At 71.0% G+C, this 19,520-nt stretch carries 20 protein-coding genes; 16 read left to right on the top strand and 4 right to left on the bottom strand.

Going from position 1 to position 19,520, the window contains the following annotated elements; translation table 11 throughout:
- Window position 1: 1 nt before the first annotated feature.
- The gene (alc, locus tag OG509_RS29715) at window positions 2–1,114 is read left to right on the top strand and encodes an allantoicase (RefSeq protein ID WP_406185645.1); all 1,113 of its coding nucleotides are present in this window, start codon (window positions 2–4) and stop codon (window positions 1,112–1,114) included.
- A 71-nt stretch (window positions 1,115–1,185) separates the two neighbouring features.
- Here the strand turns inward: alc and OG509_RS29720 are convergent, their stop codons facing one another.
- On the bottom strand, window positions 1,186–1,923 hold the full coding sequence (locus tag OG509_RS29720) for a 3-oxoacyl-ACP reductase family protein (protein ID WP_406185647.1): 738 nt from the start codon (window positions 1,921–1,923) through the stop codon (window positions 1,186–1,188).
- 175 nt (window positions 1,924–2,098) lie between these two features.
- Here OG509_RS29720 and OG509_RS29725 point away from each other — a divergent pair, with 175 nt between their 5' ends.
- The 3 genes from OG509_RS29725 to OG509_RS29735 all read left to right on the top strand — a co-directional run bounded on the left by OG509_RS29725 (window position 2,099) and on the right by OG509_RS29735 (window position 5,071).
- Window positions 2,099–2,719 (top strand): dihydrofolate reductase family protein, encoded by a 621-nt coding sequence (locus OG509_RS29725; RefSeq protein ID WP_406185648.1) that lies wholly within the window; start codon window positions 2,099–2,101, stop codon window positions 2,717–2,719.
- A 151-nt stretch (window positions 2,720–2,870) separates the two neighbouring features.
- On the top strand, window positions 2,871–3,788 hold the full coding sequence (locus OG509_RS29730) for a DMT family transporter (protein WP_406185650.1): 918 nt from the start codon (window positions 2,871–2,873) through the stop codon (window positions 3,786–3,788).
- 89 nt (window positions 3,789–3,877) lie between these two features.
- Window positions 3,878–5,071, top strand: a complete 1,194-nt coding sequence (locus OG509_RS29735) for a cytochrome P450 (protein ID WP_406185652.1) — start codon at window positions 3,878–3,880, stop codon at window positions 5,069–5,071.
- Window positions 5,072–5,122: 51 nt separating this feature from the next.
- On the opposite strand, the gene OG509_RS29740 is transcribed toward OG509_RS29735, so the two are convergent.
- On the bottom strand, window positions 5,123–6,127 hold the full coding sequence (locus OG509_RS29740; protein ID WP_403727792.1) for a Gfo/Idh/MocA family oxidoreductase: 1,005 nt from the start codon (window positions 6,125–6,127) through the stop codon (window positions 5,123–5,125).
- Between the two features lie 220 nt (window positions 6,128–6,347).
- Between OG509_RS29740 and OG509_RS29745 the strand changes: the two genes are divergently transcribed.
- The 12 genes from OG509_RS29745 to OG509_RS29800 all read left to right on the top strand — a co-directional run bounded on the left by OG509_RS29745 (window position 6,348) and on the right by OG509_RS29800 (window position 16,416).
- Window positions 6,348–7,328 (top strand): sugar ABC transporter substrate-binding protein, encoded by a 981-nt coding sequence (locus OG509_RS29745; protein WP_385590913.1) that lies wholly within the window; start codon window positions 6,348–6,350, stop codon window positions 7,326–7,328.
- Window positions 7,325–8,356, top strand: coding sequence for an ABC transporter permease (locus OG509_RS29750; protein WP_030155264.1), 1,032 nt, complete (start codon window positions 7,325–7,327; stop codon window positions 8,354–8,356). The genes OG509_RS29745 and OG509_RS29750 overlap by 4 nt, the downstream gene beginning before the upstream one ends.
- The gene (locus OG509_RS29755; protein WP_406185654.1) at window positions 8,356–9,234 is read left to right on the top strand and encodes an ATP-binding cassette domain-containing protein; all 879 of its coding nucleotides are present in this window, start codon (window positions 8,356–8,358) and stop codon (window positions 9,232–9,234) included. Before OG509_RS29750 ends, OG509_RS29755 begins: the two co-directional genes overlap by 1 nt.
- Window positions 9,235–9,249: 15 nt before the next feature.
- Window positions 9,250–10,494 (top strand): ROK family glucokinase, encoded by a 1,245-nt coding sequence (locus OG509_RS29760; RefSeq protein ID WP_406185655.1) that lies wholly within the window; start codon window positions 9,250–9,252, stop codon window positions 10,492–10,494.
- Window positions 10,495–10,505: 11 nt separating this feature from the next.
- Entirely contained in the window at window positions 10,506–11,078 is a 573-nt protein-coding gene (locus OG509_RS29765) for a hypothetical protein (RefSeq protein ID WP_385590919.1), read from the top strand.
- An 18-nt stretch (window positions 11,079–11,096) separates the two neighbouring features.
- The gene (locus OG509_RS29770; RefSeq protein WP_406185656.1) at window positions 11,097–11,729 is read left to right on the top strand and encodes an MBL fold metallo-hydrolase; all 633 of its coding nucleotides are present in this window, start codon (window positions 11,097–11,099) and stop codon (window positions 11,727–11,729) included.
- 30 nt (window positions 11,730–11,759) lie between these two features.
- Complete coding sequence (locus OG509_RS29775; protein WP_406185657.1) at window positions 11,760–12,545, top strand: exodeoxyribonuclease III; 786 nt, start codon at window positions 11,760–11,762, stop codon at window positions 12,543–12,545.
- Window positions 12,546–12,632: 87 nt separating this feature from the next.
- On the top strand, window positions 12,633–13,073 hold the full coding sequence (locus tag OG509_RS29780; protein ID WP_134070037.1) for a DUF6278 family protein: 441 nt from the start codon (window positions 12,633–12,635) through the stop codon (window positions 13,071–13,073).
- A gap of 107 nt (window positions 13,074–13,180) precedes the next feature.
- Window positions 13,181–13,924, top strand: a complete 744-nt coding sequence (locus OG509_RS29785; protein ID WP_134070034.1) for an amino acid ABC transporter ATP-binding protein — start codon at window positions 13,181–13,183, stop codon at window positions 13,922–13,924.
- A gap of 10 nt (window positions 13,925–13,934) precedes the next feature.
- Window positions 13,935–14,873, top strand: a complete 939-nt coding sequence (locus OG509_RS29790; RefSeq protein ID WP_406185659.1) for a glutamate ABC transporter substrate-binding protein — start codon at window positions 13,935–13,937, stop codon at window positions 14,871–14,873.
- 17 nt (window positions 14,874–14,890) lie between these two features.
- Window positions 14,891–15,535 carry an amino acid ABC transporter permease gene (locus OG509_RS29795; protein ID WP_406185660.1) on the top strand — a complete coding sequence of 215 codons (645 nt, stop codon included), beginning with the start codon at window positions 14,891–14,893 and terminating at the stop codon, window positions 15,533–15,535.
- On the top strand, window positions 15,532–16,416 hold the full coding sequence (locus OG509_RS29800) for an amino acid ABC transporter permease (protein WP_406185662.1): 885 nt from the start codon (window positions 15,532–15,534) through the stop codon (window positions 16,414–16,416). Before OG509_RS29795 ends, OG509_RS29800 begins: the two co-directional genes overlap by 4 nt.
- Before the next feature lie 36 nt (window positions 16,417–16,452).
- Here OG509_RS29800 and OG509_RS29805 read toward each other — a convergent pair whose 3' ends face one another.
- Both OG509_RS29805 and OG509_RS29810 read right to left on the bottom strand, forming a co-directional pair.
- Window positions 16,453–18,051: a CocE/NonD family hydrolase gene (locus OG509_RS29805; protein WP_406185664.1), complete on the bottom strand. Its 1,599-nt coding sequence runs from the start codon at window positions 18,049–18,051 to the stop codon at window positions 16,453–16,455.
- 121 nt (window positions 18,052–18,172) lie between these two features.
- Entirely contained in the window at window positions 18,173–19,402 is a 1,230-nt protein-coding gene (locus tag OG509_RS29810) for an Ig-like domain-containing protein (protein WP_406185665.1), read from the bottom strand.
- Between the last annotated feature and the right edge of the window lie 118 nt (window positions 19,403–19,520).

Consider the following 19,520-nt stretch of genomic DNA (forward strand, 5'->3'; position numbering starts at 1 on the left):
AGTGGCGATTGAATCCTTCACCGGTAACGCGAACCCGTACGGGGGCGGCGACCCGTACGCCGACTACCGCACCGCGGACTTCCCGTTCACCCAGCACGCGAACCTCGCCGCGCGTCAGCTCGGCGCGGGCGTCCTCGCCGCCAACGACGAGTTCTTCGCCCAGCGCGAGAACCTGCTCGTCGAGGAGGCCGCGCACTTCGACCCCGAGCACTTCGGCCACAAGGGCAAGGTCATGGACGGCTGGGAGACCCGCCGCCGGCGCGGCGTCTCGGCCGGGCAGCCCTGGCCGACCGCCGAGGACCACGACTGGGCGCTGATCCGCCTCGGCGCCCCCGGCGTCATCCGCGGCATCGTCGTCGACACCGCCCACTTCCGCGGCAACATGCCGCAGGCCGTCTCGGTGGAGGCCACCTCCGTCGAGGGCTCCCCGACCGCGCAGGAGCTCCTCTCCGACGGCGTGAAGTGGACGACCCTCGTACCGCGCACCCCCGTCGGCGGCCACGCGGCCAACGGCTTCGAGGTCGACGTGGAGCAGCGCTTCACGCACCTGCGCCTGAACCAGCACCCGGACGGCGGCATCGCCCGCCTGCGCGTGTACGGCGAGGTCCGCCCCGACCCGAAGTGGCTCGCCGCGCTCGGCACGTTCGACGTGGTCGCCCTGGAGAACGGGGGCTCCGTCCAGGACGCCTCCAACCGCTTCTACTCCCCGCCGACCAACACCATCAACCCGGGCCGCTCCCGCAAGATGGACGACGGCTGGGAGACCGCCCGCCGCCGCGACAACGGCAACGACTGGATCCGCTACCAGCTGGTGGCCGACTCCGAGATCCGCGCCGTCGAGATCGACACCGCCTACCTCAAGGGCAACTCGGCTGGCTGGGCCTCGCTGTCCGTCAAGTCCGGCGAGGAGGGCGAGTGGACGGAGTTCCTGCCGCGCACCCGCCTGCAGCCCGACACCAACCACCGCTTCGTTCTGGACACCCCGGCGGTCGGCACCCACGTCCGCATCGACATCTTCCCGGACGGCGGCTTCTCCCGCCTGCGCCTGTACGGCTCGCTGACGGAGGCCGGCGCGGCCGCGCTGACCGCCCGCCACCAGGAGCTGGGCGGCTGACGCCGACCGGTTCCCCGTGACCGCCCCGGGGGCCGACACCCCCGGGGCTACGCCGCGTGGCCGCCGGACGGCTACGCGGCGTGGCCGCCGTCCACCGCGAACTCGGCGCCCGTCACAAAGCCGGCGTCCGGGCCCGCGAGGAATGACACCAGTCCCGCCACCTCCTGTGCGGTGCCGAAGCGCCCGAGGGCCGTCAGCGCACTCTGCGCGGCGGCGTGGGGGCCGTCCGCCGGGTTCATGTCGGTGTCCACCGGGCCCGGGTGCACGAGGTTCGCGGTGATGCCGCGCCCGCCGAGCTCCCGCGCCAGCGCCTTGTTCAGGCCGGTCAGCGCGGCCTTGCTCATCGCGTACAGGGTGCCGCCCGGGCCGGGTACCCGCGCGGCCATGCAGCTGCCGATGGTGATGATCCGTCCGCCGGGGCCCATGCGGGCGGCCGCGGCCTGCGTGGTCAGGAACACGCCGCGCACGTTGACCGCCAGTACCCGGTCCACATCGGCCGGGGTCAGGGTGTCCAGCGGCCCGAGTACGCCGACGCCGGCGTTGTTGACCAGGGTGTCGATCCGCCCCAGGCCCCGTACGGTCTCCGCAACCGCGGCGACGGCCTGCGCCGGGTCGCCCGCGTCGGCCCGGACCGCCAGGGCGCGCCGGCCGAGCGCCTCGATCCTGGCCACGACCTCGGCCGCGGCCTGCGCGCCGTGGACGTACGTGAGGGCGACGTCGGCCCCGTCCTGCGCCAGTCGCAGGGCGGTGGCCGCCCCGATGCCTCGGCTGCCGCCGGTCACCAGTGCCACCGTGCCCGTGCTGCTCATGGTCTTCTCCCCGCTCTCGTCCGACAAGTCGTTGCGGGTTCAATGAAACGAGCGGCGAGGGGCGGGCGCTGGCGGGAATCGGACGTCGCGTTCGTGCGCGTCGCCCCGATGAGTTCCGGGGCGCCCGGGAGTCTGAACACGTGCAGCAGACACCGGACACAAGGAGCGCAGAACCATGGGCAAGCTGACCCTCACCACCTTCGTGACCCTCGACGGCGTCATGCAGGCCCCCGGCGGCCCGGAAGAGGACCCCAGCGGCGGGTTCGCGTACGGCGGCTGGCTGGTGCCGTTCAGCGACGAGGGCATGGGGGTGTTCATGAACGAGGTGTTCGACCGGGCCGGGGCCTTCCTGCTCGGGCGCCGCACGTACGAGATCTTCGCCGACTACTGGCCGAAGGTGACCGACCCCGCGCACCCGATCGCGACCCGGCTCAACGGGCTGCCGAAGTACGTCGCCTCGACCACGCTCAAGGAACCGGCCTGGGCCGGGACCACGGTCATCGACGGCGAACACCTCCAGGCCGAGATCATGCGGGTCAAGGACGCACTGGAGGGGAGCCGGGAACTCCAGGTGCACGGCAGCGGGGCGCTGGCCCAGTGGCTGCTGGTGCGGGACCTCGTGGACGAGCTGAACCTGCTGGTGTTCCCCGTCTTCCTGGGCGCCGGGCAGCGGCTGTTCCCCACGGGCGGGCTGCCGACGGCCTACGAGCTGGCCGCGTCTCGCACGACGCCGAACGGCACGGCCATCCTCACCTACCGTCCGACGGGCCGGGCCACCTTCGGCACCTTCGTCTGACCCGGCCACCGCCCACCGGGGCCCGGGCGGGCGGGCCCCGGGCGGGCCCCGGTGAAACCGTTCGACCGCCATGATCGGCTCCGGTACGGTGAGCCGCGCCCGAGGGAGCCGCCGAAGTCTCCACCCGCTTCACGCCGATGGAGAGTCCCTGGTGAGCTCGCCCGCCCTGCTCGCACGCACCGCAGCCCCCCGCCGCGCCTGGCTCGCCGACCTGCCCGTCCTGGCCGTCGCCGTCGTCTGGGGCGGCAGCTATCTCGCGGCCAAGGGCATCACCACGGCCCACACCGTGATCGCCGTCCTCGTCCTGCGCTTCGCGCTCGTACTGCCCGTACTGGCCGTCGCCGGGTGGCAGCGGCTGCGGGCGCTCACCGCCCGGCAGCTGTCCGGCGCGGGCCTGCTGGGCCTCGTACTCGGCGGGATCTTCCTGCTGGAGACGTACGGTGTCGTCCACACCTCCGCCACCAACGCCGGGCTGATCATCAGCCTGACCATGATCTTCACCCCGCTCGCCGAGGCCGCCGTACGCCGCGAGGCCCCCTCGGGAGCCTTCCTCGCGGGCGCCGCGGCCTCCGTCGCAGGCGTCGTCCTGCTCACCCAGGGCGCCGGGTTCACCGTCCCCGGCGCCGGCGACCTGCTCATCCTCGGCGCGGCCCTCGCCCGTACCCTGCACGTCCTGCTGATGGCGCGGATCAAGTCCGTGCAGGACGCCGACTCGCTGTCGCTGACCACCGTGCAACTCGGCGGCGCCGTCCTCGTCTTCGCCGTACTGGCCGCCGTACCCGGCACCGGCGACAGCCCCTGGGCGACGGCCGCCGCCTTCGGGCCCGCCGAATGGGCGGGGCTCGCCTTCCTCTCCGTCCTCTGCACGCTCTTCGCCTTCTTCGTGCAGATGTGGGCCGTACGCCGCTCCTCGCCCTCCCGCGTCAGCCTGCTGCTCGGCACCGAACCCCTGTGGGCGGCCGCCGCGGGCATCGCCGTCGGCGGCGAACACCTCGGCCCGGCCGGGTTCGCGGGCGCCGCGCTCGTCCTCGGCGGCACCGCCTGGGGCCGTCGTGCCGTGGCCGGATGACCTCGTACGACCTCGACAGTCGTCCAATGTCGGACGCGTGACCGGAAATCGATGGTCCCAGCACCGAGCGGTCACATTAATCTGACCGCATGCCACAACCGGACATCAGCGTGAACGACGCCGACTTCCACGCAGACCCGTACTCCTTCTACGCCCGGCTGCGCGCCGCGGGCCCGGTGCACCAGGTCGAGGTCACCGCCGCCGAGTACGCGCCCACGTTCCTGGTCGTCGGGTACGAAGAGTCCCGCCGGGCCCTCAACCACCCGGGTCTGCTGAAGAACTGGACCGCCGACGAGGTCCTGCCGGGCATCGCGACCACCCCCGCCAACAGCAACATGCTGGAGGCCGACCCGCCGCACCACACCCGGCTGCGCCGCATGGTCGCCCGCGAGTTCACCCTGCGCCGCGTGCAGGCCATGCGCCCCCGCGTCCAGCGGATCACCGACGAACTGCTCGACGCGATGGCCGCCCGCCCGCGGCGCACGGCCGACCTGGTCAAGGCCCTCGCCTTCCCGCTGCCCATGACCGTCATCGGCGAACTCCTCGGCGTCCCCGACCTGGACCGCGAGCGCTTCAGTCACTGGTCCAAGGAGGTCCTCGCGCCCACCTCCGTGACGCCGAGCACCACCGCGCACCAGAAGCTCGGCGACTACCTCGCGGAGCTCGTCGAGGCCAAGGCCGAGCACCCCGGCGAGGACCTGCTCAGCGCCCTCATCCGGACCCGCGACGAGGACGGCGACGCGCTGTCGCCCGACGAGCTGATCGGCATGGCCTTCCTGCTGCTGATCGCCGGCCACGAGACCACCGTCAACCTCATATCCAACGGCACGCGCGCCCTGCTGGCCCACCCGGACCAACTGGCCGCCCTGCGCGCCGACTACGACGGCCTGCTCGACGGCGCCATCGAGGAGATGCTCCGCTACGACGGCCCGGTGCAGAACACCACCTACCGCTACGCCCGCGAGGACATGGAGCTCGGCGGCGCCGCCATCCCGGCCGGGGCCACCGTCCTCGTATCGCTGGCCGGAGCGGACCGCGACCCCGGGCGGTACGAGGCCCCCGACGCGTTCGACATCCGGCGCGCCCCGCAGGGCCACCTCGCCTTCGGGCACGGGCTGCACTTCTGCATCGGCGCCCCGCTCGCCCGCATGGAGGGCCGCATCGCGCTGCGCGGCCTGCTGGAGCGCTTCCCGGACCTGGCCGAGGACCCGGCCGAGGAGGCCCCGACGTACATCGGGGGCAGTCTGATCCGCGGCGTGACCCGGCTCCCGGTGCGCTGGTAGCCGCCGCCCGTGGCCGATTCCGTACAGCCCCCGCCCGGGTCCCCGGCGCCCCTACAGGTCCGGGAGCTCCGCCATCCGGACCTGGCGCCGCTCCCGCCGCGACAGCTCGCACGCCTCCGCGATCCGCAGCGCGGCCAGCGCCTCCCGGCCGTCGCACGGGTTGGGGCCCTCGCCGCGCACCAGCCGGACGAAGGCCGCCAGCTCCGCCTCGTACGCGGGGGCGAACCGCTCCAGGAAGCCCGTCCAGGGCTTGCTCGCCGGGGGCGGGCCGTGCGGTTCGGTCGAGGCGATCGGCGTACGGTCGTCCAGCCCGGAGGAGACCTGGTCGAGATCCCCGGCCAGCTCCATCCGCACGTCGTACCCGGCGCCGTTGCAGCGGGTGCCCGTACAGGTGGCCAGGGTCCCGTCGTCCAGGGTGAGGACGGCGACGGCGGTATCCACGTCGCCGAGCTCGCGGAAGACCGCCGGACCCGCGTCGGAGCCCGTCGCGTACACCTCGGTCACCTCGTGCCCGGTCACCCAGCGGACCATGTCGAAGTCGTGCACCAGGCAGTCCCGGTACAGACCCCCCGACGTCGCCAGGTACGCGGCGGGCGGCGGCGCCGGATCGGCGGTCATCGTCCGTACGGTGTGCAGCCGGCCCAGGGCTCCGGAGCGCACCAGCTCCCGGGCGGTGCGGCAGCCCGCGTCGAAGCGGCGCATGAAGCCCAGCTGGAGCACCCCGTCCGCGGCGCCCACCTCGCGCAGCACGGCCAGCGTCCGGGCGAGATCGGTGGCCAGGGGCTTCTCGCAGAACACCGGGAGCCCGCCGCGGACCGCCCGCAGGACCAGCTCGGCGTGCCCGTCGGTGGAGCAGGCCACGACCACGGCGTCCACGCCCCAGGTGAAGACCTGCTCCACGGACGGGGCGGCGGTCGCCCCCAGCCGGTCGGCGAGGCGCGCCGCCCGCGCGGGATCGGCGTCGGCGAGCAGCAGCGAGCCGGCGTCCGGGTGGCGGGCCAGTGCCGCCGCGTGGAAGGAGCCGATCCGGCCCGTTCCGATCACCCCGATGCGCATGCAATCAACCTGACCCCCTCACCGGGGGCTGTCAATCCGCCCGACAGCACCCGTATGGCCCAGATGGGCTCGAAGGACCCGATGACCGCACATGGTCCACTGTGGCGGATACTGAGCGGCTGGAACCGTAATGACCGCTTTGACAGCAGCGGACCGCACAAGACACAGGACGAGGGAAGGGCACGCAGACGTGGCTAGGGTTGGGACAGGGGTACGCGTCGTGGGCGCTGTGCTCGCGGCGGTACTGGGAGCCTCCCTCGTGGGCTGCAGCAGCACGGGCGGCAAGCGCGCCGAGGAGCGGGCGAAGGCCGCCCAGGCGGGCCGGCCCGCCGTGTCCACCCCGCGCTGGACCTTCGCGATGGTCACGCACGCGGGAGACGGCGACACCTTCTGGGACATCGTCCAGAAGGGTGCCAAGGAGGCCGCGGCGAAGGACAACATCAACTTCGTCTATGCCCACGACGACCAGGCTCAGCAGCAGGCCCAGTTCGTGCAGAACGCCATCGACCAGAAGGTCGACGGGATCGTGGTGAGCCTGGCCAAGCCCGAGGCGCTCAAGGACGTCATCGGCAAGGCGGTCAAGGCCGGAATCCCGGTGATCACGGTCAACTCCGGATCCGCGCAGTCCGCCGAGTACGGCGCCCTCACCCACATCGGCCAGGACGAGCAGATCGCCGGTGAGGCGGTCGGCACCGAGCTGACCAAGCGCGGCAGGAAGAAGGCCGTCTGCGTCCTGCACGAGCAGGGCAACGTCGGCCACGAGCAGCGCTGCGCCGGGGCGAAGAAGACGTTCGGCGGAACGATGGAGAACCTGTACGTCGAGGGCACCAACATGCCCTCCGTCCAGGCGGCCATTCAGGCGAAGCTCCAGGCCGACCCGTCGGTCGACGCGATCGTCACCCTCGGAGCCCCCTTCGCCCCGACGGCGGTCAAGGCGAAGGACGCGGCGGGCAGCAAGGCCGAGGTGGACACCTTCGACCTCAACGCCTCCGTGGCCCGCGACCTCAAGTCCGGCGCCCTCGGCTTCGCCGTCGACCAGCAGCCCTACCTCCAGGGCTACGAGGCCATCGACCTGCTCTGGCTGTACCGCTACAACGCGAACGTGCTCGGCGGCGGCGGCCCCGTGCTGACCGGCCCGCAGATCGTGACCGCCGACGAGGCGGGCAAGCTGGAGGAGTTCATCAAGCGGGGCAGCCGATGAGCACGGCAACGGCCGTCGACGAGCGGCTCGCCCCCACCTCGCTGGTCCGCAAGCTGCTCGGCCGCCCCGAGCTCGGCGCGGTCGTCGGCGCGGCCGCCGTCTTCGTCTTCTTCTCCATCGCCGCCCCCAGCTTCCTGCAGGCCTCCAGCCTGAGCACGATCCTGTACTCGGCCTCCACCATCGGGATCATGGCCTGCCCGGTGGCCCTGCTGATGATCGGCGGCGAGTTCGACCTCTCCGCCGGCGTCATGGTCACCACCTCGGCGCTGGTCAGCTCGATGTTCAGCTACCAGATGACCGCCAACGTGTGGGTGGGCGTCGGGGTGTCCCTGCTGGTCACCCTGGCCATCGGCTTCTTCAACGGGTTCATGCTGACCCGTACCAAGCTGCCGAGCTTCATCATCACGCTCGGCACCTTCCTGATGCTGACCGGCCTGAACCTCGGCTTCACCAAGCTGATCAGCGGCTCCGTCTCGACGAAGACCATCGCCGACATGGAGGGCTTCGACTCCGCCCGCGCGCTCTTCGCCTCGCAGTGGAACGTCGGCTCGGTCACGCTCAAGGTCACCATCCTGTGGTGGCTGGCCCTGGTCGCCGTCGCCACCTGGATCCTGCTGCGCACCCGCGCCGGCAACTGGATCTTCGCGGTCGGCGGCGGGGCGGACGCGGCCCGCGCGACCGGCGTCCCCGTCGTCAAGACCCGGATCGGCCTCTACATGGGCGTGGCCCTGTGCGCCTGGATCTCCGGGCAGCACATCCTGTTCTCGTTCGACGTGGTTCAGTCGGGCGAGGGCGTCGGCAACGAGTTCCTGTACATCATCGCGGCCGTCATCGGCGGCTGCCTGATGACCGGCGGCTACGGCTCCGCCATCGGCTCGGCCGTCGGCGCCTTCATCTTCGGCATGACCAGCAACGGCATCGTGTACGCCCAGTGGAACCCGGACTGGTTCAAGTTCTTCCTCGGCGCGATGCTCCTGCTGGCGACGCTGCTCAACGCATGGGTCCGCAAGCGGGCGGAGGCGAAGTGATGACCGAGACCGTGTCCGCGACCCCGTACGAGAAGTCCTCGGCGCCGGCGCTCGTGAAGATGACCGACGTCAGCAAGTTCTACGGCAACATCCGGGCCCTCCAGGGGGTCTCCCTGGAGGTGCACGCCGGCGAGATCACCTGCGTCCTCGGCGACAACGGCGCCGGCAAGTCCACCCTCATCAAGATCATCGCGGGGCTGCACCGGCACGACGCCGGCCGCTTCGAGATCGAGGGCGAGGAGACCGCGCTCGCCAACCCGCGCGCCGCCCTCGACCACGGCATCGCCACCGTCTACCAGGACCTGGCCGTCGTCCCGCTCATGCCCGTCTGGCGGAACTTCTTCCTCGGCTCCGAGCCCACGAAGGGCCGCGGCCCCTTCCGCCGCCTCGACGTGGAGTTCATGCGCGAGACCACCCGCGCCGAGCTGCTGCGCATGGGCATCGACCTGCGCGACGTGGACCAGCCGATCGGCACCCTGTCCGGCGGCGAGCGGCAGTGCGTGGCCATCGCCCGCGCCGTCTACTTCGGGGCGAAGGTCCTCGTCCTCGACGAGCCGACCGCCGCCCTCGGCGTCAAGCAGTCCGGCGTGGTCCTCAAGTACGTCGCCGCGGCCCGCGACGCGGGCCTCGGTGTGGTCCTGATCACCCACAACCCGCACCACGCCTACCTGGTCGGCGACCGGTTCGTGCTGCTCAAGCGCGGCACGATGGCCGGCAGCCACACCCGTGACTCGATCACCCTGGACGAGCTCACCCGGCAGATGGCGGGCGGCTCCGAGCTGGACGAGCTGAGCCACGAACTGGAGCGGGTGGCAGAATCAGGACCGGACCACCCGTCCGGAGCAGCCGGTCCGGCGTCCGGAACCACCGCACCCTGAGGACGACACGACTCGATGAGCACGTACCGGGACTTCACGCTCACCCACCGGGGGTCGGCGCGAGGCACCGTCCTGCGGACCATCGGGACCCGTGAGCGCCGGTCGCACCTGACCGCCCCGCGCGTCCCGACCGTCGGCATCGACATCGGCGGCACCAAGGTGATGGCCGGCGTCGTCGACGCCGACGGGGTCATCCTGGAGAAGATCCGCACCGAGACCCCCGACAAGTCCAAGAGCCCCAAGGTCGTCGAGGACACCATCGTCGAGCTGGTGCTCGACCTGTCCGACCGGCACGACGTGCACGCCGTGGGCATCGGCGCGGCCGGCTGGGTCGACGCCGACCGCTCCCGGGTGCTCTTCGCACCCCACCTGGCCTGGCGCGACGAGCCGCTGCGCGACGCGCTCCAGTCCCGGCTCGCGGTCCCGGTCATGGTGGACAACGACGCCAACACCGCCGCCTGGGCGGAATGGCGCTTCGGCGCCGGGCGCGGCGAGGACCACCTGGTCATGATCACGCTCGGCACCGGCATCGGCGGCGCGATCCTCGAAGGCGGCCAGGTCAAGCGCGGCCGCTTCGGGGTCGCCGGCGAGTTCGGCCACATGCAGGTCGTCCCCGGCGGCCACCGCTGCCCGTGCGGCAACCGCGGCTGCTGGGAGCAGTACAGCTCCGGCAACGCCCTGGTCCGCGAGGCCCGCGAGCTGGCCGCGGCCGACTCCCCGGTCGCGCACGAGATCATCGCCCGGGTCGGCGGCAACGTATCGGAGATCACCGGGCCGCTCATCACCGAGCTGGCCCGCGAGGGCGACGCCATGTGCGTCGAGCTCCTGGAGGACATCGGCCAGTGGCTCGGCGTCGGCATCGCCAACCTCGCCGCCGCCCTCGACCCCTCCTGCTTCGTCATCGGCGGCGGCGTCAGCGCCGCCGACGACCTGCTGATCGGCCCGGCCCGGGACGCCTTCCGGCGCCACCTCACCGGCCGCGGCTACCGCCCCGAGGCCCGTATCGCCAAGGCCCAGCTCGGCCCCGAGGCCGGCATGGTCGGGGCCGCCGACCTGGCCCGGCTCGTCGCCCGCCGCTTCCGCCGCGCCACGCGCCGGCGCGTCGAGCGGTACGAGCGCTACGCGCAGTGGGGCCTGATCGACTCCCCGGCCACCGCGGAGCGCAAGGCCGCGGACCTCAAGGCAGCGGAACTCAAGGCCGCCGAGGCCGAGGCCGCGGACACGAAGCCCGCGGACCTGGGGGACGGGGACGCGCAGTGACACCGCCCTCCGTGCCCCGCCAGGCGCCCGCCCCCGACGAGGGCGGCACGCCGCACCCGGCGGAGGACCGCAAGCACGTCGTCCGGCGCCGCTGGATCACCGCGATCATCATCCTGCTGCTGGTCGGCGTGCCCGCGGGCTACCTCGCCGTATCCGCCCAGCAGAGCCGCGAGAGCGGCCGCGACAAGGCCGCCAAGGTCGGCGCGACCAAGGTGCGCCCCGGCTGGCCCTCCAAGGTGCAGCGCAGCATCTACGAGGTGCCGATCCCGCCGAAGGCCTGGCGGGTCGGGTTCCTGGAGACCAACAACTGGCGCACCAGCCGCCTGTACGTGCAGTTCGCCGTCACCCCCGCCGACCTGGACACCTTCCTGGCCGATGTCGGCACCAGCCGGTCCGAGCTGACCCGAGAGGTCTCCGTCGGGGCGCACGACGCCGCGATCGCGGGCTGGAGCTGGGGCCCGAACAACGCCTGGTACGGCACCACCCTGGAGCAGCCGAACCCGCGCCCCACCCGGGACGTCACGGTCGACCTCACGGACCCGGCCAAGCCGAGGGTCTACGTGGTGTCCACGGCGACCCCGTAGCGTCGCTAGCCTGCTGCCATGAAGCTCACCAAGCGGCTGCACTCCTGTGTCCAACTGGAGAAGGACGGGCGCGTGCTCGTCATCGACCCGGGCGTCTTCAGCGAGCCCGACGCGGGGCTCGGGGCGGACGTCCTGCTCGTCACCCACGAGCACCCCGACCACTTCGACGAGGGCCGGCTGCGCGCCGCCCTCGACGCCGACCCGGCGGCCGAGCTCTGGACGCTGCGCAGCGTCGCGGAGCGGCTGGCCCCCGCCTATCCGGGCCGGGTGCACACGGTCGGCCACGGGGACGCATTCAGCGCCGCCGGCTTCGAGGTCCAGGTCCACGGCGAGCTGCACGCGGTGATCCACCCGGACATCCCGCGGGTCACCAATGTCGGCTACCTCGTGGAGGGTTCGCTCTTCCACCCCGGTGACGCGCTGACCGTCCCCGAGGCGCCCGTGGACACCCTGATGCTCCCGGTGCACGCACCCTGGAACAAGATCGCCGAGGTGATCGACTACCTGCGCGAGGTCAAGCCGCGCCGGGCCATCGACATCCACGACGCGTACCTCTCGGACATCGCCCGGCCGATCTACGACAACGTCCTCGCGGCCCTGGGCGGCACCGACCACGGGCGGCTCGCCGCCGGGGACGCCGCGCAACTGTGACTGTCGGTGCCGGGCGGTAGGTTGGACGGCATGCGTATCGCCACGTTCAACGTCAACTCGATCACCGCCCGGCTGCCCCGTCTGTTGGCCTGGCTGGAGAGCTCCGCCACCGATGTCGTGTGCATCCAGGAGACCAAGTGCTCCGAGGAGCAGTTCCCGCACGAGCAGCTGCGCGAGCTGGGCTACGAGTCGGCCGTCAACGCCACCGGCAGGTGGAACGGGGTGGCCCTGATCTCCAAGGTCGGCCTGGAGGACGTGGTCAAGGGCCTGCCCGGCGGGCCCGACTACGAGGGCGTCGAGGAGCCCCGGGCGATCTCCGCCACCTGCGGCGGGGTGCGCCTGTGGTCGGTGTACGTGCCGAACGGGCGCGAGGTCGAGCACGACCACTACGGGTACAAGCTGGACTGGTTCCGCGCGCTGACCACCGCCGTCGCCGAAGACGCGGCCGGCCCGCGCCCGTTCGCGGTGCTCGGCGACTACAACGTGGCCCCGACCGACGAGGACGTGTACGACCCGGCGGTCTTCGCGGGTCTGACCCACGTGACCCCCGCCGAGCGCGCCGCCCTGGAGGCACTGCGTGCCGCGGGGCTCTCCGATGTGGTGCCGCGCCCGCTCAAGTACGACCGGCCGTACACGTACTGGGACTACCGCCAGCTCGCCTTCCCCAAGAACCGGGGCATGCGCATCGACCTGGTCTACGGGAACGAGCCCTTCACCAAGGCCGTCACCGACACCTACGTCGACCGCGAGGAGCGCAAGGGCAAGGGCGCCTCGGACCACGCGCCGGTGGTCGTGGACCTGACGCCGGACGCCTAGGCCGTGTCCGGCCCCCTAGCCTGCCGCGGCGGACGGATCCCGCGCGCCCTGTGGCCAGCGCGGGGTCCTGGTGCCAGGCTGGGCGGTATGAACATCCCCTTCCTGGACAACTGGCTGAACCGGCACGAAACGGAACGGGGTGCGGGGCTCGCCGCCGCCCTCGCGGACGACCCCGAGGGCGTCAACGAGTTGTTCTCGGAATGCGAGATGCTGCGCGTCCACGCGCGCGCGGCCGGGCTGGAACTCGACGAGAGCCCGGCCTCGTTGGAGGCGCTCGACCAGCTGATGCCCCGCTGGCGCCGGGACCCCGAGGTCGTGCCCTGGCTCGGCAACGACGCGGGCTTCTACCTCGGCACGGTGATCATCCGGACCAAGCTGGGCGCCGCCTGGCAGGTCTGGCCCAACGGCCAGCCGGTGATCCGCCTGGCCTCGGGCCGCGAGCTGAACGTGGTGGAGTCGGGGGTGTCCTGGGCGATGACCGGCTCCCCGGAACTCTCCCAGGCGTACGCCGAAGCCTCCGAAGGCTGACCCGATTGAGCTTTATGTCGCCTTTAGGCGTGTCGATCGGAAGTGCCCTTCCGCCGCTGGATAGTTTGCGCTGACCTCGAGACTCCGACAGGTGGGCAGGGCAGCGCATGGCCGTCGATCCGTTGATCGAGCTGCGGGACGTCAACAAGCACTACGGGGCGTTGCACGTCCTCCAGGACATCAACCTCACCGTCGGCCGCGGGGAGGTGGTGGTGGTCATCGGCCCGTCCGGTTCCGGGAAGTCGACCCTGTGCCGGACCATCAACCGCCTGGAGACCATCGAGTCGGGAACGATCCTGCTCGACGGCAAGCCGCTGCCCGACGAGGGCAAGGAGCTGGCCGCCCTCCGCGCCGACGTGGGCATGGTCTTCCAGTCCTTCAACCTCTTCGCGCACAAGACCGTCCTCGCCAACGTCTCGCTCGCGCAGGTCAAGGTCAGGAAGCGCAAGAGGGACGAGGCCGACAAGCGCTCCCGCGAGCTGCTGGGCCGCGTGGGCCTCGCCGACCAGGCCCCGAAGTACCCCGCCCAGCTCTCCGGCGGCCAGCAGCAGCGGGTCGCGATCGCCCGGGCCCTCGCCATGAACCCCAAGGCCCTCCTCTTCGACGAGCCCACCTCGGCCCTGGACCCGGAGATGATCAACGAGGTGCTGGAGGTCATGCGCCAGCTCGCCGCCGACGGCATGACCATGGTCGTGGTCACACACGAGATGGGCTTCGCCCGGTCCGCCGCCAACCGCGTCGTGTTCATGGCCGACGGCAGGATCGTCGAGGACCGCACACCGGAGGAGTTCTTCACCGCCCCGGAGAGCGAGCGGGCCAGGGACTTCCTCTCCAAGATCCTCAAGCACTGAGGGCGGGCCGATGAAACGCACCCACGGCGCGCTCCCGCGCGCCCGCCTCCTTCTCCTGCCGCTCCTGCTCGCCGCCGCCCTGCTGGCCCTCCTCGCCGGCTGCGGCAAGGAGGGCAGCCCTCCGGTCAAGGGCCCGCAGCCCGAGGACCTGCCGGTGTACAAGGTCGCGACCGGCTTCCAACTGCCGCAGTCCGGTACCTGGGAGCGCGCCAAGCGGCGCGGCCGCCTCGTGGTCGGCGTCAAGGAGGACCAGCCGTACCTGGGCGAGAAGGACCCCGCGAGCGGCCGCTACTCCGGTTTCGACGTCGAGATCGCCAAGATGATGGCGGCCTCGCTCGGCTTCGACCCCAAGACGACCGAGTTCAAGACGATCGCCTCCGCCAACCGCGAGACGGCCCTCCAGAACGGCCAGATCGACTACTACGTCGGCACCTACACGATCAACGACAACCGCAAGAAGCAGGTCGGGTTCGCCGGCCCGTACTTCATGGCCGGCCAGTCCCTGCTCGTGCGCAAGAACGAGAAGGAGATCAAGGGGCCCGGCGACCTCGCGGGCAAGAAGGTCTGCTCCGCCGCCGGATCCACCCCCTACCAGCGGCTCAAGCGGGAGTACCCGCAGGCGGTCCTGGTCGCGTACGACACGTACTCGGTCTGCGTGGACAACCTCCTGACCTACCAGGTCGACGCCGTCTCCACCGACGACTCCATCCTCCTCGGCTACGCGGCCAAGGTCCCCGAAGAGCTCAAGGTCGTCGGCGAGCCCTTCTCCAAGGAGCCCTACGGCATCGGCGTACCGCGCAGCGACAACGCCCTGCGCTTCGCCCTCGACGACGCCTTGGAGGAGCAGGAGAAGAACGGGAACTGGAAGAAGGCGTACGAGGCCACGCTCGGCCTGTCCGGCGTACCCGCCCCGAAGCCGCCCGCCATCGACCGCTACCCGGCGAGCTGAGGGGAGAGCCCACCACCATGGACGTACTCACGCAGAACTTCCCGCTCTACTGGAAGGGTTTCCTCGGGACCGTCGAACTCACGGTCTACGCCTCGATCCTCGCCCTGGTCCTCGGCTTCGTCATGGCCTCCTTCCGCGTCGCGCCCGTCGGCTCCTTCCGGGTCTTCGGCACGGTCTGGGTCACCGTGCTCCGCAACACCCCGCTCACCCTGCTCTTCTTCGCCGTGCTGCTGGGCCTGCCGCGGTTCGGGCTGGTCCTGCCCTTCCAGGTGTTCGCGGTCCTCGCACTGGGCTGCTACACCTCGGCCTTCATCTGCGAGGTACTGCGCTCGGGCATCAACACCGTGCCCAAGGGCCAGGGCGAGGCCTCCCGGAGCCTCGGCATGAGCTTCACCCAGACCCTGGGCTCGGTGGTGCTGCCGCAGGCCTTCCGCAGCGTCATCCCGCCCATCGGCTCCACGCTGATCGCCCTCGCCAAGAACTCGGCGATCGCCGGCGCCTTCAGCGTCACCGAGCTGCTGGGCACGTACAAGACCCTCAACGAGCTGGGCTACAACATCATCTGGACCTTCGTCTGGATCGCCGTCGGCTACCTGATCATCACCTTGTCCATCAGCGCGCTCTTCAACGTGCTGGAGAAGCGCTGGGGGATCACCCGATGACCGCGCACGCGCTCCACGGGGACACGGAGTCCACCGCCCTCTACGACCTGCCCGGCCCGCGCACCCGGCGCCGGCACTTCCTCTACGGGATCGCCTCCACGGTGGTGATCCTCGGACTGCTCGCCTGGATCCTCTACCTCCTCTTCGACACCGACCAGTTCACCGCAGACAAGTGGAGCCCCTTCACGTACAAGGGCATCCAGGAACTGCTGCTCAAGGGGCTGGGGAACACCCTCAAGGCCTTCCTGTACGCCTCGGTGTTCTCTTTCGTCCTCGGCGCGGTGCTCGCGGCCGGGCGGCTCTCCGTGCACCGGCCGGTGCACTGGGCGGCCACCTTGTGCGTGGAGTTCTTCCGGGCCATGCCGGTACTGGTGATGATCTTCTTCATCTTCGTCGCCCTGAAGGTCCAGCCGCTGCCGGCGCTGGTGGCGGGGCTGACCCTGTACAACGGCTCGGTGCTCGCCGAGGTCTTCCGTACGGGCATCAACTCCGTCGACCGCGGCCAGCGCGAGGCGGCGTACGCGCTCGGCATGCGCAAGACCCAGGTGACGACGTTCGTGCTCGCCCCGCAGGCGCTCCGGGCGATGCTGCCCGCCATCATCAGCCAGCTGGTGGTGGCCCTGAAGGACACCTCGCTCGGCTACCTGATCACGTACGAGGAGTTCCTGCACGCCGGCAAGCTGATCGCCTCGAACCTCGACTACGACCTGCCGTTCATCCCCGTCGTGATGATCATCTCCCCGATCTACATCGGGATGTGCATGCTGCTCTCCTGGTTCGCCGGCTGGGTGGCGCGGTTCGAGCGGCGCAGTCTGAAGACCGAGGCCGTCGAGGTCGTCGAGGCCGATCCCGGAACGGTGCTGCCGGGCACTCAACGGTAGCTCCGAAGAGCCGCCCCGCCCGGCAGCAGCCGCAGATCACTGCTCGCGCAGCGGCACCGAGACGTACGAGGGATCGGTGCGCGGCGAGGAGAAGGTCAGCTGTGCGCCGGTGGGGTTGTGCTCGATGTAAAGGGGGTCGACGGTGTCGATCACGAGGGCGAGCCGGTGGCCCTCGGGCACGTCGTAGGCGGTGGAGTACAGCTCCAGGTCCACGCCGAAGGACTGGCCCCGGGGCTTGCCGTGGAAGGTGTACGGGGCGTGGCTCACCAGCTTGCCGATGCCGAGCGGGCCGACGTCGTAGAGGTACGCGACGAACGTGCCGTCCGAGGCGGTGGGGGTGACGGTGGTGTGCAGCTTCACCGTGCCGCGGATGCGGCGCTCCGCCTCGTGGCGCGGGGACTGCCAGACGGCGGCGAAGGCGCGGGGGAGGAGCGGGACGGAGGCGGTCGGTGGCGCCTTGACGAACTGGTCCAGGATGCTGGAGAGGAAGATGACGCCGCCGTCGGCGCCCGAGTCGACGCCCGCGAAGAGGTGCTCGCTGTCGGAGAGCGGGAGCGTTTCGGTGCCTGCGGAGCCGACCGACTTCCAGCCGGCGTAGCCCTCGTAGCCTTCGTCGCTGCGGGACTTGATCTGCACCGGGGCCTCGGTGTCCACGCCGTTGCGCTCGCCCTTGAGGTAGCGGTCGAACCAGCGGTGGGCATTGGTCCAGGTGTCGTTGGGCAGCCCGAGCAGGCCGGTGCCCTCGGCGGTGGCGTGGTCGCCGGGCCGGAACTCCAGGGGCTTGGGGCCGGTCAGCTTCTCGAAGAAGGCCGCGTACTGGTTGGGCGGGAAGATGGTGTCGCCCCAGGCGTTGCCCAGCATGATCGCGGCGCCGTTGGCGTTGATCTCGTCGATCTGCTCCGCGGCCGAGCGCTTCCTGCCCCACTCGATCATCTGCGGCTCCCGGTCCAGCCGGGAGCCCAGGAAGTCGCCGAGGATCTGCTGGAGTTCGGGGCCCGGGCGGCCGGTGAGGTAGCCGGCGCCGCCGAGCATCGCGGCGGCCTGGAGGTGCTGGGTGCGGCCCGAGTAGATCGACTCGATGATGTCGGCCCAGCCGCTGAGCGCGACGACGGCCTTGATCCGGGGGTCGTGCGCCGAGGCCAGCAGGCTGATGCCCGCGCCGTACGAGACCCCGCCCAGGCCGATGTGGTCGGCGTCGGCGGGGGTGTTGGCCAGCGCCCAGTCGATGACGGCGGAGACGTCGGCGGTGTCGGGCGGGCCCGCCACCTCGATCCGGCCACCGGAGAGCCAGAAGCCGCGGGAGGTGTAGCTGACGACGACGTAGCCGTCGTCGGCGAGCTTCTTGGCCTGCGCGACGTATTCGATCTGCGGCATGCCCCAGCTGGTGGGCAGCACGATGAGCGGGTACGTGCGGCCGGTCTGCGCGTCGGCCGGGGCGAAGACATTGCCCTTGAGGGTGATGCCTCCTGAGCCGGGGATGTCGTGGAAGCTGAGGTCGGACGAGGCCGACGGAGCCGCTGCCGCGGCGGGGGTGGGTGCCGCCTGGGCCTGGTGGGGGGCCAGGCCCAGGGCGGTTGCCGCCAGTACGGCCGCCACGGCGGCCGCGGTGCTGGTGGTGCGGGCGGTGCGGACCATCGATCGCTCCTCGCGTGCGCCGGTGTCAAAGTGACCCGACGGTAATGCGAGGGGCTTACCGGAGGTAACCCGCCGGTAAGTTACGCGGTGGTAACGATTGAACGAGTGTCAAGTGCGCGGATCAGCCGTTCTGGGGCGTGGCGCCCGCGCCGCCCGCCAGGGCGCTCTTGGCCTTCCACTCGTCCCAGGACAGGTTCCACTCGCCGTATCCGTTGCCGATGTCGGCCTTGCCCTTGGAGCCGTCGCCGGTGACCTCGACCAGGTCGCCCACCTGGGCCTCGGCGAACAGCGCCTTCGCGTCGGAGTCGCTCATGCCCACGCAGCCGGAACTGGTGTTGGCGCGGCCGAAGTTGCCCGTGTTCCACGGCGCGGCGTGGATGTACATGCCCGACCAGGTCACCCGCATCGAGTAGTCGACCATCTTGTCGTAGGAGTCGCCCAGGCCCACCGTCTGGGAGTCCATCCGGATGGTGCCCTCCTTGGTCATCAGCACCATCTTCCCGGACCATGAGGCCTTCTGGCCGCCGGGCGTCCCCGCCGAGACCGGGATCGTCTTCACGGCCTCGCCGTCCTCGGTCACCGTCATCTTGTGCGTGTCGAGGTTCACCTGGAGCCGGCGGTCCTTGCCGATCTTGAACTCGGTGTTGTAGTCCTTGACGAACATCCCGCCGCCCTGGCCCGAGTCCACCCCGTTGAGGTTCATCTCGACCTTCACGTCGGTGCCGGACTTCCAGTACTCCTTCGGCCGCCAGTCCACCCGGTCGTTGCCGGTGTAGTCCTTGAACCAGCCCCAGGAGCCCTCGGTGTTGTTCGAGGTCGTGACCTTCAGGTGCTTCTCGACCTCGGCCTTGTTCTTCACCGGGTTGTCGAAGACGATCGAGACCGGCTGGGCGATGCCCACCACCGGGTTGGCCTTGCCCGGGTTGATGGTGACCTTGTTCACCTTGTCCGCGGCGGCCGTCTTGAACTGGGCGTTCGCGCTCTGGCTGTCGGTGTTCTGCGCCTCGATCCTGTAGTCCGTGCCCGGCGAGGCGTTGCGCTCGGAGGTCCAGGTCTTGCCGTCGTCGGCTATCTTCCCGGGCAGTTCGCCGCCCTTGCCGTCGGACACCTTCACCAGGGCCAGCTTCCCCTCGGTGAGGGTCACCTTCACCGGCTCGCCGGGCTTGGCCTGATCGCCCGTGAGGTTCACGGATATCGCCATGTCCGGCTTCTTCTTCGCGTCCGCAGTGCCGGAAGCGCCCGCGCTCCCGCTTCCGCCCGAGCCGCCGCAGGCGGTCAGCGCGGCGGCCATGAGTGCGGTCCCGGCCAGCATGGCGTGGCGACTGCGTGCGGTACGGCGTGTGCGGCTCAACGAAAACCCCTCCAAGTAATGATCGTTCGCAAATGGAGATGCGGACGGCACGACTTTAGGTTGCACAATCCGCCGAAAAGATCGGACTTTCGGTTGTGACGTGGACCGCAGCGAAACG

Origin of the sequence: Streptomyces sp. NBC_01006 (genome assembly GCF_045162725.1) — a bacterium.
Taxonomy (GTDB): domain Bacteria; phylum Actinomycetota; class Actinomycetes; order Streptomycetales; family Streptomycetaceae; genus Streptomyces.